This window comes from Enterobacter sp. 01-M-02-SI-ECC (assembly GCF_047530595.1).
In the GTDB taxonomy this organism is placed as follows: domain Bacteria; phylum Pseudomonadota; class Gammaproteobacteria; order Enterobacterales; family Enterobacteriaceae; genus Enterobacter; species Enterobacter cloacae_M.
This window is the reverse complement of record NZ_JBLKCZ010000029.1, coordinates 22,387-37,466: the sequence shown is the minus strand read 5'-3', so window position 1 is coordinate 37,466 and position 15,080 is coordinate 22,387. Positions and strand designations below refer to the sequence as shown.

The following is a 15,080-nucleotide window of genomic DNA, read 5'->3' as shown; positions in this document are numbered from 1 at the left end:
CGCCCTTCTCCTGCCGCCCTGCCGTTGCTCCTTTGCCCTTTGCCGCGAGAGAACTCACCAGGGAGATGGACAACCATCACCACAGGAGAAAACCAGGATGCACACACGAAACGTCAACGTCAAAACCGCCGCTCAAGAATCTACCGGAAGATGTGATTCAAACCTCACCATGTCCCAGTTCATGGATCTGTTTTGCTGGGTCCTGGCAGCATCGGAAGGGGAGCCACAACCGGCAATTTTTACGCCGCCAGAGAATGCCACTGAGCTGACGTTAATTAATGACGAATGCCCGGATTATATCTCAGTTTGGGTTGCAGATGGTCGCCCGGTGGCAGCTGCAATGCCGCTGGATAATTTTCACCGCGTTATTCCTTCATCACTTACTAAATAATCAGGAGTAAATAAAAATGGTCAGTTTCGCAAGCCGCTATCGTATGCCTACCTCAATCCGTAAAGACCGTCCGCTGACGAATGAGGAATTACAGCTCATCGTTCCGAGCGCGTTTTCATCGGATAAACACGATTCACGCTCTGAACGCTATACATATATCCCGACCATAAACATACTTGATCGTTTACGTGATGAAGGTTTTCAGCCGTATTATGCAACGCAGTCACGTACACGTGACCAGGATAAACGCGACTTTACAAAGCATATGCTTCGCCTGCGTCGTCATGACCAGATTAACGGAAAAGAAGTACCGGAAATTATTCTGCTGAATAGCCATGATGGTTCAAGCAGCTATAAAATGATCCCCGGTATGTTCCGTCAGGTTTGCAGTAATGGGTTGGTTGCGTGGAAAGATTTTGGTGAAATCCGCGTACCCCACAAAGGAGATATTGTAGGGCAGGTTATCGAAGGCGCTTACACGGTGCTGAAAACATTTGACGCGGTTGATGAAAATATAGACCTCATGAAAAGCATTCAGCTGACTTTGCCTGAGCAACGCCTTTTTGGTGCGACCGCCCTGGAACTTAAGTACGATGGAAAACCAGCGCCGATTACACCGGAGCAAATTATTAACCCTCGCCGTGTGCTCGACAGAGGCCAGGATTTATGGACCACGTTTAACGTGGTGCAGGAAAATGTGATCCGTGGGGGGATTCGTGGCAGAACGGAAAAAGGGAAGATCACCAGAACGCGGGAAGTCACCGGAATAGATGGTGACATCAAATTAAATCAGGTGCTCTGGAAAATGGCTGAGGAGTTTGCGAAACTGAAGGCCTGAAAATTAAGCCGCTCAACAGAGCGGCTTTTTACTGTCCACTGTTAAGCGATGCTGTTTCTGCAGTGTTTATCTCATGCTCCTTACCCGCAGCTGGCGCGAGACGCTCAGAAAGTATTTTTTTTCTGGCCAGTAATACGCGATATATATTCTTGATATTCTGTGCATAGGCCTTGCGCTGCGCAATGAGCTTTTTGCTCGGCCCCGTATTATACATCCCTACGCTGTCCCAGTTTTTTCCGTATGACCTGAAGTTGTGCGCCAGTACCCATGCACCCGTATAGACGCAGATACATGGATCATTCAACAGGCGCTCACGGGTAATATTGAAGTTTTTAAGTTTACCATAATGGGAACTGTTCACCTGCATACCACAGACATCTTCCGTTCCATTCCTGTTTGATCCATTTATCGCATCCGGTACCAGATGGCTCTCTTTAATCGAAATTGACATAAGCAGCAGCGGATCAATTTGATAATCTTTCCCGGCCTGATCAAAGCACATCTGCGGAGTTGCGCCAGCAGATAGCGAAAGAGTCAGCAAAGCAGCAGGCAGTAACGATATTTTCATGGTTTGGCCTTTTAGCGAAATAAACGGGCCCTGGAGAGGCGCTTTAAAAAATACCCCGGCGGATCGTCGTAATCAAGTAAATTCACTACAAACGCGCGTGAACGCTTTCCTGATGGGATTTTACATCTGTCCGAAATAAACATGTCAGAGCAGTAGGCGGTATTAACATGCCGCTCTTTACTAACCCTTTAAAACATCACACCCCACGCAAGACTTCGTCTTGCAGATATTTCCTTTAATTTCAATTGATTGAATGTGCCGACTTTTCGAGATGTTAAAGTGTATGCTCTTAATGTGTGTTGATTAACACACATTACAGTGCCTTTACCCCACACACACCAGTGCTTATTTAGGCACTGCTGTGTGTGTCAATCAAGCACTGCTCAGTGTGGGGATTGTGTGTACGTAATAAATAGAGTAACTTAAAACGAAGCAGTGCCTAATCAGCACACTTGATGGTGCCGGATTAACACACATAATAGTGCCGGATTAGCACACTCCACGGTGCTGGATTAGCACACACCCAGGCAAGGTATTCATACAGAAATTCAATAGCTTGCCACAGGAGCTAAACACATATGGTCACCACAGAACTCAATTGCAGTGCCGCATTAGGCACTGCATGAAATTCACGAGAAAATACCATGCCAAGAAAAAACATCTACTTCAAAGATAAAATCGACCGTGAGATACAGGATATTCTGGAAATAGAACTTCAGAAGGGCGCCACAACCTCAGATATGAATTATTCGTCCATTGTGAACGAACTAGTCAGACTGGGACTCATGGTGTATAAATCGAAAGAAGAAGGCAACTCTTTCGACCTTGAAGGTTTCAGGCGGGACCTCATTAAAAAAGTATCAGGGTCACGTGAAGGCATTATGATTCTAACCGCCCTGATTTCCGATATCTTCGTAATGCTCAAAGGACCAGACTCCGGACTGAAACTTGAAGAACTTATAAACACGAACATTAGTGCAATTAATGATGCAGAAGATAAAGCTGAAAAGGACCATTTCCTCACAGAGTAAATCAGCACAACTGGCCGGAAAGCTCCGGCCAGAATCGATCACTGAGACGGCTTTTCATCCCATGGGAGGTCACTTTTTTCTACCTCCCTTATTTTTTCCTTCAGAAACACCTCGAATTCCATACAGAGAATTTTAAGCGCCTGCGCATCCTCGTTCTGTTCAAGCAACCTTTCCGTAAAATAACCCAGAGTATTCATCAGACGGGTAAGCATTTCATCATTCAGACTACGGTTATGCACCTTCGCCATTGCTCTTATTTCATCCGCAAGATTCTCAGGAATACGCATGCTATATCCGGTTGTTTTTCCTGGAAGCAAAACCCTTTCACCCTCACGCCACATCCATAATTGCTCCTGTTTTGGCGGAGTTTTTACTTCACTCACGACATCAACGGATTCACTATCAAGTAATTGCCCTAGCCACTCCTCAAATCTCACCGCCAGAGCGATGAGCCGTTCACCCTCCGCAGTTTTAATGACAGGCTTGCCGGGCTGATAATTCAGCGACAACAAAAGCCTGGCAATAATTTCTTCATTCACACTTCTGTTGCCAGCTCTGGCACATATTCTCAGCTCCATAAGCAGATTATCCGGAGCACGCAATCGCCACTCCACCGCTTCACCTGGCTGGAACTTGCGTGGACGGCCGCGACCATCCCACATTTTCTCTTTTACTTTCATAGCTATAGATCCCGGAGGCCATTTCCGAACTTTCTGGTCAACAAAGCCTACTCACTTACATATTCAGATAAATCCGAATGATTCTAAAAAGTGTGACATGCGTCACAGTTTTTTTTTTTTAGGGTCATGGGACAATTGCGCCCGCGTAAACAAGCACTTACGCGATTCACTTTTGTTTACTTCGGAGAAAACAAACATGTTAACCAAAGGCAGTGCCCTTAACGTCGGTAAGGGATGGGCGGTAGCGTCTTTATTCCGCAAAGCTCGCGAAAATCGCAAAGCTAAATTTTACTTAAAGTCAGCAGGTGCTTTTTTAATTGCACTTATGGTCACTCACCCGGCATTCGCATCTGGTACTGACCTTCTTTCCTCACAGAACACCACGGTTAATTCCACCTTCGGTTCTGGCTCATCACTGGTTAAATGGTTCTACATCGCCGAAATCATCATGGGCCTGTTTATTTACATTAAGGCCCGCTCACCACTGGTGTTCGTCGGTATCGTTATGGCAATCATCTTTACCCGTGTCGCCTTCGGCATCGCGAGCTAAATGATGAATGGGGAAGGAGATAAATATAACTTCCCGGAAACAATGAACCAGCAGGACCGCTATTTAGGCTTGCCGATTGACGAATTGATTGTTACTGCACCCCTTTTAGTTTTGGGGGTGCTTAACAATCTGTCACTCGAACTTGGTGTAATCGCGGGAATCCTCTGGTTTATCGTCAGATATCTGAAAAAAGGGCAGGGGTCATACTGGTTACTTAATTTCTGTTACTGGCACCTGCCATCACTTTTATTCAAAGTAACCTTTCGCCAGATACCTGATTCAAGTTTCCGGCACTGGAGGGCATAGTTTTTCATGAAACTGAATATTAAAGGAGAGCGCGATAAACAACTCCGCTATGCGTTTATTGGTCTTTCAGCTTTAACCTTACTCATGGGCGCAGGGAATGTACTGACAGGGTCACTGGCGTGGTATTTCGCCACAACCCAGAAAACCATCACCACGCCATTAACGTTTAACCGCCCCTTTGCATCAGATTCTAAAAGTGTTGATGCCACCGGCCTGACACAGTTCGCCGCTTCCTTTATTTACTGGCGACTGAACGTTACTCCGGAAAACATCGAACATAACCAGAAAATGATTCTTGGATTCGTCCCCTCCGCCGAACGGGACGTACTCAAGAAAGCCCTGGACATAGAAACTGAGCGCATTCAGAAAGCAGGCATCACCACCCAGTTCGACACGAAAGAAATTCGCGTCATGGACGATGGCTCCGTGCAGTACAGCGGGGTTCTGAAATCCTCCACCACAAATGGCGCAATCATCACGCCACTGAAAGACCAGGAAAAAACCTACCGGCTAAAACTGAGTTATGACAATGGTGTGATTAACCTCCACAGCTTTGAAGAACTTAAGCCGGTATCTCCCACTAACTGACAGGACTGCCCATGAAATTTCGCATTTCACCGGCAGCTGCTGCTGTGTTTCTGGCAGCGGGATTATTTACTAGCGGCCTTCGGGCCGCTTCCGCACCCGCAGCCATTCCGTTTGAGAACGACGCCGCCTTTAACGTCACCCTCAGCAACACCAACCCGAGCAAGGTTGTTGTAGACGGAGAACTCATTACCAGCATCAGCGGACCAACCGGTGCGTATGACCAGAGCCAGACCGAAGACGGAGCGCTCATTCTGTCTCCGCTTGTCGGCCAGAACTTCACCCTGTTTATCCAGACTGACCACGGCTCATCGCTGAGCCTGAACGTCAGGCCGCAGCCGGGTAACGGCAAAACACTGCGCTTCACCCCGATGTCACCACCACTTCGCAAGAATGACGATGCGAAGGCATGGGAAGAAGGGCAGACCTATGAAAAAACGCTGGTTGCGCTGTCCCGCGCCGTAGTCAACGGCCAGGTGCCGGACGACTACCAGGAATACCCGGTCAGCCGGATGCCGGCTTACTCACCCGCCAGTGATGTACGCCTGACACCTGAACGCCAGTTTGTGGGCAACCACCTTCGCGTGGTGCGATTCCGGATGAGCAACCCGGGCAGCATCACCCGCAGCCTCCGCGAGCGCGATTTCTGGCGCAAGGGCGTCCGGGCCGTAATGCTGTCACAGAATCAGCTCTACGCCGGCGGTGAGGGGTATGCCTGGATTGTGTTTTCAGATGACGGAGTCACCCGCCCATGAACCTGAATGAAAACCTGAAAACCCGCCGCAAGCAGCTGGCCATCCTGGCCGCCGTCATCATTGGCGGCGCAACTGCTGCAGGCGGCGTAATGTGGTACGGGCAATACCAGCAAAAACAAAAGCAACCCGCACCGGCTGCAACACCAAACCTGACCGGCGTTGTGACCGCGACGTTTAACGAGCAGGTCAACGATGCCGCACTGACGCAGCAGCAGGCAAAGACCTCTGCTCTTGAGCAAAACCTTGCCACGCTTGCTCAGCAGTTCGCGCAGAACAAGCTCACCACCGAGCAAAAGCTGGCCGAAAAGGACGCTGAAATTCAGCGCCTGAACGACCAGCTTACGAAAGCCCCCGGCAGCAACCAGACCGCTGGACAGCAGACACCACCTGCAGGTCAGAACGGAACACCACTCCCCGGTCCGGTTGCTGCCGGCCAGGCCCGACCACCCGAATACAATGTGACCCCCACAGGTGCACCGGCCGCCACTGGTGTGAATATGGGGCAGGGCGCAGCGTTTTACCCGGGCGGCTCCGGCCAGCGCATGACAGGTGGTCTGTCGACAACAAAATTCAGCTACGACAGCCTGAAGAAAAAGCCAACCAAACTCCCCTGGATTCCGTCTGGCTCATTCTCTGACGCCGTCCTGATTGAGGGGGCCGACGCGAACGCCAGCGTCACCGGTCAGCAGAATACCAGCCCTGTTACCATCCGCCTGCAGGGCAACATTCAGATGCCCAACAACAAGGAGTTCAACGCTGACGGCTGCTTTATTGTGGGGGAGATGTGGGGCGATATCTCAAGCGAGCGCGGAAACGTCCGTACCCAGTCCATCAGCTGCATCCTGAAAAACGGCAAGCACGTGGACATGGAGTTTCAGGGGCATGTCAGCTTCCAGGGTAAAGGCGGCATTCGCGGCAAGCCCGTTATGCGAAACGGCATGATTGTCGGCTACGCCGGCGCAGCAGGCCTGCTGTCAGGCTTTGGCGAAGGCATCAAATCTGCAGCAACACCATCTGTCGGCCTCGGCGCCACAGCGGATGTCGGTGCCGGCGACGTGTTTAAGCAGGGTATAGGCGGAGGAGCCAGTAAGGCAGCCGACACGCTGAGCCAGTACTGGATTAAGCGCGCCGAGCAGTATCACCCGGTGATTGATATCGGTGCCGGCAACCAGGTCACCGTCGTGTTCCAGAAGGGTTTCCGCCTTGAAACCATCGAGGACGCCGAGGACGCGAAAGCGAAAGAGGAACTGCAGAAAGCCGGTAACGCCGCGCAGAATGCTGTAACCCCGCAGCCGGCGAGCCAGACCACCGCATCCAGTACCACTTCAGTCGGCAACATCAACCCGGATGACGTTCTCCGCCAGGCCAGCCAGTTGCGCCTCGGTGACACCATAAACTGATGAGGGAATGAAGATGTTTGCACGTAAAAAAACATCGCAGAGAGGCAAGCCAGACCGCAAAGCAAATGATGTGAACCGTCGGTTAAGGATGACCGTTAACTGGCTGTATTCGATTTGCTGGGTCCTCGGGTGGGTGTGCTTTATTGCGCTCATTATCAAAGGAGTTCGGGAGGAATATGCATTCCGCATCCTTGGCGCATTACTTTTTGCCACCATCTTGATTCGAATACGACCACCCGTCTGGCCAGATGACACCGCCGAACCCCTCCCGGGGCCGACCGACGATGACAAAAGGGAGTGCAAATGAAGGGAGCACGCATAGATGACCGTATCAATTTTCTGAGGGGTATTGAACGGGACTGGAAAGACTGGTCTGCACGGAAAAACACAAAACCCCACTGGATATTTTTGGTAGGGGTATTAACCGCTACAGGGGGGCTGATTTTTAGCTTCTGGACAGGCAATCAGAGGCTTACCGTGGCTTCCATTGCTGTTGGAATGGCTTTTCTTCTCGCCGCATTGCTACAGGCATGTGAAACATGGGAAGAAAAAATACAGCGGAAAATTCGGGCATATGAGCCGCTTGATATTGATGCCATGCGCACCCTGGCCGTTTCTGTTTTTCACAAGGATAAGCTGACACGGGAAGAACTCAGACAGTGGCTGGACGCGGAGTTCAGCGCCATTTCTGATGCTGCTCTTCGTGGGGGAAGCCGTAATGCGTGATGAAGAGCGTAATAACTCACTGCTCAGGAAAATGCGGATGCATATTGCTGAATGGGAGGCTGGCCGGCCCACTCCGCAAGGAAATAAGTACATTTTCCTTTGGCTTGCAACCTTCATCGTTGTACTGGTAGCTACGGTTTCAGTGTTCCGCCCGTCATTGTTTGCACTGTGTTTCCTCATTGCCTGGTTTTTTCTGAGTCAGGAGATATTTAAGCGAATTATCCCGCGTTACAACGAAAGCTGGGAGGAGGTATTCGACAGGTTACTTTCTGATTATGAACCCCTGAACCTTTCTGCCTGGGAACACCTGAAGCACCAGGCTAAAACAGAAGGGCTGACGGCCAGAATTGTCAGCAACTGGCATCGTGAGGAAGCCAGGTCCGTCTGGCCAGAAAAGAAACCTGACCTGAAGTTCCTCCATAAAGTCACTGACGGTAACGAGAAAATTGGAGAGAAATGAAGCGTACCAGAGCCATTTCACTACTGGTAATAACTGCCGGAGCGACCGGTGTTTCTGTTTACAACCATACAGGAGGGCTCACTGTGTTACTCACCCTGGTGACCATAGGCGCACTTGCTCATGTCATCAACGTCTTCCTGTAATTCATTTCACTGGAGTGTTTATGTCTGCCAACATGGCACGCTATCCATTACTCAAAACCCTGCATGACTATCGCTTTATCCTCATTCCTGCACTGGTATTCACTATCGAGCTGACAGTGTGGGCAGTGCTCAATCTTAAAGGCGTGGGTGATATGGGCTGGGTCTCCTGGCGAGTGTCCCTGCTCTTAAGCGTGTTCCTCGTATACTTTAGTGGCACTGCCTTTAACAAACGCGATGACTGGTACTTTATGTATGGTTCAGTCGTTCCGTGGGGCGGAATGCTGATAGTGGCGAGTATTTATGGCTTTATCCAGATGGACCTGAACTTCCTGACGCTGGATATGTTTTATGCCGGCGTGTTTGGCAGCCTTGTTGTGCAACTGGTTTTCACTGTGATTCAGTGCAACTGCAAATAATCGAAATTGAGTATTACCCCTCCCTGAATACCCCTTAAATTAAAACCGGAGTTACCCCATGAAAAATCTACTGGGTGCTGCACTGCTGTGCAGCGCGCTGACCGGCTGCGCCGGTCTCAATTCTGATTTCGACTGCAACAAGACCGCGACCGACCAGTGCCTGACCACCGGTGAAGCTAACAAGCTGGCCGCTCAGGGTAAAAGTCTGGATGACCTGACGGCAGAGAAAACCGCAAAAAAGCCTGCGGGTGAAACCCTGCCGGCACTGCGCAATTCAGCACCGGTCGTGAATCCCTTCCGCCCTGTCTCCGCCGCAGCAACCGGAACCACCGTCGTTAAGCCTGCCGCATCGCGCCCTCTGGCCACTGCGCCGGTGAAATCGGCTGGCTCGCTGGTCACGCCGCTGGCCACATCCAGTAATGCGACCCCTGCGCCGGTTAACACTGCTGGCCGCGTTCCGGTTCAGCGTATTCCTGACGCCACGCAGCGCCTGTGGATTGCACCCTGGGTGGACACGGACGACAACTTTCATCAGCCAGCTGTGGTCGAGTTCGTGAAAAACAAATCCCACTGGGATGAGAGCTACCGCGTCATCGGGGAGGGAGGGGAATGAGCAGCCACTACATTTCCGGCAGGAACGGCGTCGATCATCTGGCGAAATCGTTAGCCCATTCACGGAAAGGAACGACGCAAATCACCGCCACACAGTCAGTCGATACCGACGATGAAACGCTGGCCGTTCTGAGCGTGAGCTGTGACTGGCCGATTAAAACGGCCGGTGATGCACCGCACACCGGCCAGATGAACGAAGAGAAGCTGCGTCGCCTGGAGTTAATCCGGGCCGCTGCGGAGGGCCGAAAATGAGTTTTGTCGACAGCCTGATGGATATGCTGAAAAACGGGAAAGAGGAAGACGGAGCAGCAACGGCCCGCAACAACCTTTCCCAGACCTGGGACTATCCGTCCCTGGTTGCTGCGCTGCCTTACCGGTATTACGACGACAAAAATGAAATTTTCGTCAATGCCGGCTCTGCGGGCTTCATTATGGAAGCCGCGCCGCTTCCCGGCGCGAACGAGCAGGTGATGGCCGCGCTCGATGACATGCTGCGTAAGAAGCTGCCCCGCCAGACCCCTGTGACCGTCATTATGCTGGCCAGCAAGTGTGTCGGGGAACGTATCGATCGCGGCGTGAGTAACGACATGTGGAAAGGGGGGATGGCCGAACACCTCAATAAAATTACCCGCGCATTCTGGCAGCGTTCCGCGCTGCACGGCCTGGCCAACGAACGGGAATACCCGCTCTACCTGCGTAACTACCGTATCTTTATTGTCTACGGTCAGCCCATTAAGCGCGCTTCCCAGGTTCAGCGGGTGATGGATGACCTGATTCAGATACGTAACACCATCCGCGTCTCCCTGGGCGCTGCTCGCATCGACAGCATGAATACCGATGTGCACGCTTTCCTGTCTGCGGTACGCGAGCAGATGAACTACCGTCAGGAACAGGTGCTGACGTCCTCCGGGGACTACAACGAGGATGAGAAGCTTAACCGCCAGGTGGTTGATCCCGGGATTGACCTGAAGGTGCATCCATCGCATATCCGGATGGAGCTGCCGGAGACCATAGACGCGCGCGGGACACGTCTTCCGGCATCGTCATGCCGCATCATCAACATGCAGCTTGCTAAAAACCCGCGTCGATTCGCGCTCTGGCAGGGGGCTGACAATCTGCAAAACCTGCGCTTTCCCGATCTCGGGATACCCTGTCCCTTTATGTTGACCTGGACGACGGCGCTGGAAGAACAGACCAAAAGCCAGAGCGAGGCTTTCCGTAAAGACCAGGACCTCTCGAAAAAAGCCAACTCAGCCTACGCTGCACTGTTCCCCAACACCAAAAAGGCTGCAGAGGAATGGCGGCGCACCCGGGAGCAGCTGCACAGCAATGAAATCGCGCTCTGCAATACCTACTTCAACCTGACCCTGTTCGCCCCGGATAACAATACCGAGGCACAGAAGTGTGAACTGGCCGCCGTCAACGTGTTCCGTAAGAACGAGCTGGAAATGGTGACGATACAGTACCAGCAGATGCGTAACTGGCTGGCCAGCTTCCCGTTCGTCATGCAGGAAGGGATGTGGGAAGACCTGAAGATGACCGGGGCAACGCTACGCTCCAAGTCATGGAATGCGGTGAGCCTGATGCCGGTCGTCGCTGAACGCCAGCTGTCCAATGTGGGTATGCCACTGCCAACCTACCGCAACCAGGTGGCGTTCTACGACATGTTTGGTGAGGAGAACGGCAGTACCAACTTTAACATCGCCGTCACCGGCACGTCCGGGGCAGGTAAATCCTTCCTGACGCAGGGCATCCTTCGCGATGTACTGAATGCCGGGGGGTACGCGTGGGTTATCGACATGGGGGACAGCTACAAGAACTACTGTCACCAGGCCGGCGGGGTTTATCTCGATGGTTCTAAACTGCGCTTTAACCCGTTCGCCAACGTTAAGGACATTAATCATTCTGCGGAAGGGATTGTGCGCCTGCTGACGGTGCTTGCCAGCCCGACGCAACCGCTGGATGGCGTCTGCGAGGCGATCCTGCAGAAAGCGGTAATGGATGCGTGGGAGAAGAAGGCAAACAAAGCCCGTATCGACGACGTTCATAATTACCTGACCAATGAGGATGTGAATCAGGCGTTCGCAGACAAGCCGACCATCATCGCGCGTCTCGCTGAGCTGGCCATGCTGCTCGATACCTACTGCACCTGGGGGCCTGACGGAGAATACTTCAACGCCGATGCTCCGACGCTCGATGGGGAAACCCGCTTCGCGGTGCTGGAGCTGCTGAGCCTGGAAGACAAGCCGAAGCTGCTCTCGTCCATCCTGTTTTCGCTCATTCTTGCGATTCAGGAAAAGATGTACCACAGCCCGCGTGACCTCAAAAAAGTCTGCATCATCGACGAGGCCTGGCGTCTGCTGGGTGGCTCCAACCCGCACGCGGCAAGGTTTATCGAAACCGGCTACCGCACCGTGCGTCGTCACCGTGGGGCGTTTATCACTATCACCCAGGGCATCAAGGACTTCAGCGCCAGTAAGGAAGCGGAAGCCGCCTGGAACAACAGCTCCACCAAAATCACCCTCTTGCAGGATGCGAAGGCGTTTAAACAGTACCTTGCCGATAACCCGGATCAGTTCTCGGACATGGAAAAAGAAGTTATCCGTGGCTTCCAGCCCGCCCTGCAGACCGGCTACAGCTCCCTGCTGATAAACGCCGGTGAATACAGCTCCTTCCATCGCCTGTTCGTCGACCCCGTGACGCGTGCCATGTTCAGCTCGCGCGGCGAGGACTTTGCTTTCATGCAGAAAGCGCAGAAAGAAGCGGGGGCGACAGCGGAGGAAGCGGCGTATCTGCTGGCGGAGAAAAAATACGGCAGTGAACTTCGTGAACTTGAAGAGTGGGTGAAAGCAGCATGAGTGAGCAACAGAATAAGCCGTATGACGGCGACACCGTCCGCGACGGTGTAACGATCGCCAGCAAGACATCCCGCTGGGTTAAGGCCAGCATGCTGGGGCTGGCGGGACTTCTGATCATGACGGGCGTGGCATACGTGACGGCGAAAGCCGTCACCCCTGAGGTGGTGGTCTTCGACATGAAGGGGACTGTGGACCTTTTCATGCAGCAGTCCGCTCAGTTACAGCTCGATGAAAATCGGGCTAAAGCGATGACCCAGCAATTCAACGCGGCGCTGACCGGCAGCCTGGATGCGTGGCAGTCCTCACACAACGCCATCGTTCTGGTGAAGCCGGCGGTGATGAGCCCGCAGCGCGATATCACGAATGAGATTCGTGCTGATATTGCCCGACGCATTCAGGGGGGCCAGTGAGAAAACGACTGCAGCTGACGGCTATGATGCTGCTGATGCTCTCCGCCGGCAGCGGGGCGAAAGATCTCGGTACCTGGGGCAACGTCTTCGAGCCTGCAGAGCAGGACATGCTGGCGTTTATCCAGAATCGCCTGAAGGGGATGGAACAGACGGGTGAACTTGACCGTCTGCGCAAAGAGGCAACAGAAAGGGTGAAGGAGCATGCGGTACGTCCGACGCCGGTGGAAGGGCTCTCGAACGCGAAGGAATACCGCAGCTTTGCCTGGGACCCGACATTTACCGTGAAGGAAACGATCACAGACATGCAGGGCAACGTGATCGCCCGCAAGGGCGATACGGTTAATCCTCTGGATAAGGTGCCCTTCAGCCAGGTGCTCTTTTTTATCGACGGCGATGATAAGGAGCAGGTGAACTGGACCCGACAGCAGCTCGCCGGCCAGACCGGCGTGAAGGTCATCCTGGTGAAAGGCAACATCAAAGAAACCAGTGATGCGCTGAATGAACGTATCTACTTCGACCAGTCCGGCGTACTGACCCGTAAATTTGGTTTTGAACACATTCCTGCGCGGATATCCCGCGACGGCCGCGTGATGAAAGTGGAAGAAATTCCGGTATCAGGAGCGAAAAAATGAGTGCAACAACGTTAGGGGACCTGTTTCCCGAAATGCGTCAGGCGGTCCCGTCCCATCGGCGTTACGCCAGAAAACCGCGTAAACCCGCTGAGATAACGCCGCGCATGGGAACAGCAGAACGGCTGAAGACGCTGTACCCCGAAATTGACTCCTGGCACCCGGTTCTGGTGACCAAAGCCTGGCTTCACTGGTGTGAACAGAACCAGCAGGACAGCCGGGAACCGTCAAAACGTGATGAACGATTTCCGGACTACATCATTCACCTCTTACTGGAGAACATGCGGGCCGAGGACAGTGCGAAACGTAAAAAGGGCCCGACGCTGTCACTTTCCGGGCGTCTCGACAGGTTGTTTGCAGGTGAAGGGCAGGAGAACGCCGAATGTCACTGATACACAATAACTCTGTGCCATCTGCATCTCAGCCCATGACTGGCCGCAATGCTGATACCAAAGGCTGCGACGAAACCGTGAATCAACTCTGTCAGCTGTACCCTGAAATCGCATCATGGCAACCGGCGCTGATCGCCGGCGCCTGGCATCAGTGGTGCGCGGAGAACCAGCGTCAGCCGATCGCGCCGGACGAACGTGATGAGGCGTTTCCCCTGTACCTCGTCAGGCTTATCCGCAACAGAATGGAGGAGATGAACGCATGGCGTTAATCAGCTGCTTCACCGGCCCTCAGGGGCTGCAGGGGATGCTCACCTGTTTGCGCGATACTGAGGGTATGACCGGTATTCTGGTCGTCGTTGCGCTGCTCGCTGGCTGGCTTGTTGTTCAGCATCTTGCAGATGCACGCCGTGAACGTCGTGCACGGGAGAGCAGACCGGGAATACCCGCTCCTCTGGTGCAATTTGGCAGTGCCCGACATGCCGATGCGGTTCACGCCTTTGCTAACCGGGAATGCTACCAGGTGATGCTGGCCGAACTGGAAAATGCATTGACTGACGCGGGCTACGAACTGACGCGTGAAGAATCACTGCGCGTGACGATGCCAGAGGCAGATCGGCAAAAAATCAGCCGCCGGATTATCCGGGCGCGCCAGTGTTATACAGCGCCGAGAGTAACTGAGCAGGCGATGCAGGACAGCGAAGATGCGGCAGTAAACGACGGGTACGCCGGCTCATGGCTCAGCTTGCTTATCCGGGGCAGTGAGCGGGAAGGGTGGTACATCACAAAACCGGTACCGGAATTCGTCCCGACGAACTTTCCGTTAAAACAGGTCACCATAACAGTCAGTGCAAAACAGTCTGTCCTGACGCGTGATGTTGTGAGAATCATCAACGATGTGGCTGAAAAAGTGAAAAAACAGCCTTCATTTCCTGAAGATCCTGAACGTATTGCAGGGAGGGTAATTAACAGTGAACTGTTTTTTGGGGCTGATCAGCGGCAGGTGAAAGTGGCGCCAGGCTGGTTCAATTCGCCGTCTGGAGATGATGTTCCTGACGATATCACCGAAGGACCATTCCCGCCGGTGGGGATGTCAGAATTCCGGCATTTCATTATCCGGGCGCAGGCAGGAAGGTTTTATACCCCGACTGCACTTGCCTTCTTTATTAAGGAAGCTGGTCGCAGGATAGAACAGGGGGAATCCAGCGGAGCATGTTACGAAGATGACAGTGGCTATGCTTTCGCCGTGACGCCTGCAAATAAGACGCCCTGATTCAACCGCGCTGCCCTTCAGGATGTTCGGTGCTCACTGCGTTGCGCTCCGCCTCAGCCT

22 protein-coding genes are annotated in these 15,080 nt (G+C 52.9%); 20 read left to right on the top strand and 2 right to left on the bottom strand.

Annotation, left to right across the window (positions count from 1 at the left end; genetic code table 11):
• Both ACMWLG_RS22800 and ACMWLG_RS22795 read left to right on the top strand, forming a co-directional pair.
• A partial coding sequence (locus ACMWLG_RS22800) for a hypothetical protein (RefSeq protein ID WP_414763036.1) occupies nt 1-391 on the top strand: 391 nt, incomplete at its 5' end.
• Between the two features lie 16 nt (nt 392-407).
• Nucleotides 408-1,229: a DUF932 domain-containing protein gene (locus ACMWLG_RS22795; RefSeq protein WP_032663726.1), complete on the top strand. Its 822-nt coding sequence runs from the start codon at nt 408-410 to the stop codon at nt 1,227-1,229.
• A 28-nt stretch (nt 1,230-1,257) separates the two neighbouring features.
• Here ACMWLG_RS22795 and ACMWLG_RS22790 read toward each other — a convergent pair whose 3' ends face one another.
• Nucleotides 1,258-1,797, bottom strand: coding sequence for a lytic transglycosylase domain-containing protein (locus ACMWLG_RS22790; RefSeq protein WP_047028009.1), 540 nt, complete (start codon nt 1,795-1,797; stop codon nt 1,258-1,260).
• 644 nt (nt 1,798-2,441) lie between these two features.
• Between ACMWLG_RS22790 and ACMWLG_RS22785 the strand changes: the two genes are divergently transcribed.
• A complete protein-coding gene (locus ACMWLG_RS22785; protein WP_032663732.1) occupies nt 2,442-2,828 on the top strand; it encodes a relaxosome protein TraM in 387 nt (128 codons plus the stop codon).
• Between the two features lie 38 nt (nt 2,829-2,866).
• On the opposite strand, the gene ACMWLG_RS22780 is transcribed toward ACMWLG_RS22785, so the two are convergent.
• On the bottom strand, nt 2,867-3,508 hold the full coding sequence (locus ACMWLG_RS22780; protein ID WP_045261230.1) for an Arc family DNA-binding protein: 642 nt from the start codon (nt 3,506-3,508) through the stop codon (nt 2,867-2,869).
• Nucleotides 3,509-3,704: 196 nt separating this feature from the next.
• Between ACMWLG_RS22780 and ACMWLG_RS22775 the strand changes: the two genes are divergently transcribed.
• The 17 genes from ACMWLG_RS22775 (at nt 3,705) to ACMWLG_RS22695 (ending at nt 15,020) form a co-directional block, all read left to right on the top strand.
• Entirely contained in the window at nt 3,705-4,058 is a 354-nt protein-coding gene (locus ACMWLG_RS22775) for a type IV conjugative transfer system pilin TraA (RefSeq protein WP_032645467.1), read from the top strand.
• Between the two features lie 3 nt (nt 4,059-4,061).
• Nucleotides 4,062-4,364, top strand: a complete 303-nt coding sequence (traL, locus tag ACMWLG_RS22770; protein ID WP_023338040.1) for a type IV conjugative transfer system protein TraL — start codon at nt 4,062-4,064, stop codon at nt 4,362-4,364.
• Nucleotides 4,365-4,370: 6 nt separating this feature from the next.
• On the top strand, nt 4,371-4,952 hold the full coding sequence (locus ACMWLG_RS22765) for a TraE/TraK family type IV conjugative transfer system protein (protein ID WP_033488175.1): 582 nt from the start codon (nt 4,371-4,373) through the stop codon (nt 4,950-4,952).
• A gap of 11 nt (nt 4,953-4,963) precedes the next feature.
• Nucleotides 4,964-5,704, top strand: a complete 741-nt coding sequence (traK, locus tag ACMWLG_RS22760; RefSeq protein WP_045261229.1) for a type-F conjugative transfer system secretin TraK — start codon at nt 4,964-4,966, stop codon at nt 5,702-5,704.
• On the top strand, nt 5,701-7,104 hold the full coding sequence (gene traB / locus ACMWLG_RS22755) for an F-type conjugal transfer pilus assembly protein TraB (RefSeq protein WP_045261228.1): 1,404 nt from the start codon (nt 5,701-5,703) through the stop codon (nt 7,102-7,104). Before traK ends, traB begins: the two co-directional genes overlap by 4 nt.
• 13 nt (nt 7,105-7,117) lie before the next feature.
• Nucleotides 7,118-7,411, top strand: a complete 294-nt coding sequence (locus ACMWLG_RS22750; RefSeq protein ID WP_045261227.1) for a hypothetical protein — start codon at nt 7,118-7,120, stop codon at nt 7,409-7,411.
• Complete coding sequence (locus tag ACMWLG_RS22745) at nt 7,408-7,830, top strand: hypothetical protein (RefSeq protein WP_045261226.1); 423 nt, start codon at nt 7,408-7,410, stop codon at nt 7,828-7,830. Before ACMWLG_RS22750 ends, ACMWLG_RS22745 begins: the two co-directional genes overlap by 4 nt.
• Entirely contained in the window at nt 7,823-8,290 is a 468-nt protein-coding gene (locus ACMWLG_RS22740) for a hypothetical protein (RefSeq protein WP_139136288.1), read from the top strand. The genes ACMWLG_RS22745 and ACMWLG_RS22740 overlap by 8 nt, the downstream gene beginning before the upstream one ends.
• 163 nt (nt 8,291-8,453) lie before the next feature.
• On the top strand, nt 8,454-8,849 hold the full coding sequence (locus tag ACMWLG_RS22735; RefSeq protein WP_045261224.1) for a hypothetical protein: 396 nt from the start codon (nt 8,454-8,456) through the stop codon (nt 8,847-8,849).
• 58 nt (nt 8,850-8,907) lie between these two features.
• Nucleotides 8,908-9,462, top strand: a complete 555-nt coding sequence (traV, locus tag ACMWLG_RS22730) for a type IV conjugative transfer system lipoprotein TraV (protein ID WP_023338032.1) — start codon at nt 8,908-8,910, stop codon at nt 9,460-9,462.
• Nucleotides 9,459-9,713, top strand: a complete 255-nt coding sequence (locus tag ACMWLG_RS22725) for a hypothetical protein (RefSeq protein ID WP_045261223.1) — start codon at nt 9,459-9,461, stop codon at nt 9,711-9,713. The genes traV and ACMWLG_RS22725 overlap by 4 nt, the downstream gene beginning before the upstream one ends.
• Nucleotides 9,710-12,319 carry a type IV secretion system protein TraC gene (gene traC / locus ACMWLG_RS22720; protein WP_045261222.1) on the top strand — a complete coding sequence of 870 codons (2,610 nt, stop codon included), beginning with the start codon at nt 9,710-9,712 and terminating at the stop codon, nt 12,317-12,319. The genes ACMWLG_RS22725 and traC overlap by 4 nt, the downstream gene beginning before the upstream one ends.
• Nucleotides 12,316-12,729: a type-F conjugative transfer system protein TrbI gene (gene trbI, locus ACMWLG_RS22715; RefSeq protein ID WP_045261221.1), complete on the top strand. Its 414-nt coding sequence runs from the start codon at nt 12,316-12,318 to the stop codon at nt 12,727-12,729. Before traC ends, trbI begins: the two co-directional genes overlap by 4 nt.
• Complete coding sequence (gene traW / locus ACMWLG_RS22710; RefSeq protein WP_045261220.1) at nt 12,726-13,361, top strand: type-F conjugative transfer system protein TraW; 636 nt, start codon at nt 12,726-12,728, stop codon at nt 13,359-13,361. Before trbI ends, traW begins: the two co-directional genes overlap by 4 nt.
• The gene (locus ACMWLG_RS22705) at nt 13,358-13,750 is read left to right on the top strand and encodes a hypothetical protein (protein WP_045261219.1); all 393 of its coding nucleotides are present in this window, start codon (nt 13,358-13,360) and stop codon (nt 13,748-13,750) included. The genes traW and ACMWLG_RS22705 overlap by 4 nt, the downstream gene beginning before the upstream one ends.
• Complete coding sequence (locus ACMWLG_RS22700; protein ID WP_045261218.1) at nt 13,741-14,019, top strand: hypothetical protein; 279 nt, start codon at nt 13,741-13,743, stop codon at nt 14,017-14,019. Before ACMWLG_RS22705 ends, ACMWLG_RS22700 begins: the two co-directional genes overlap by 10 nt.
• The gene (locus tag ACMWLG_RS22695) at nt 14,010-15,020 is read left to right on the top strand and encodes a hypothetical protein (protein WP_045261217.1); all 1,011 of its coding nucleotides are present in this window, start codon (nt 14,010-14,012) and stop codon (nt 15,018-15,020) included. Before ACMWLG_RS22700 ends, ACMWLG_RS22695 begins: the two co-directional genes overlap by 10 nt.
• Nucleotides 15,021-15,080: the final 60 nt, after the last annotated feature.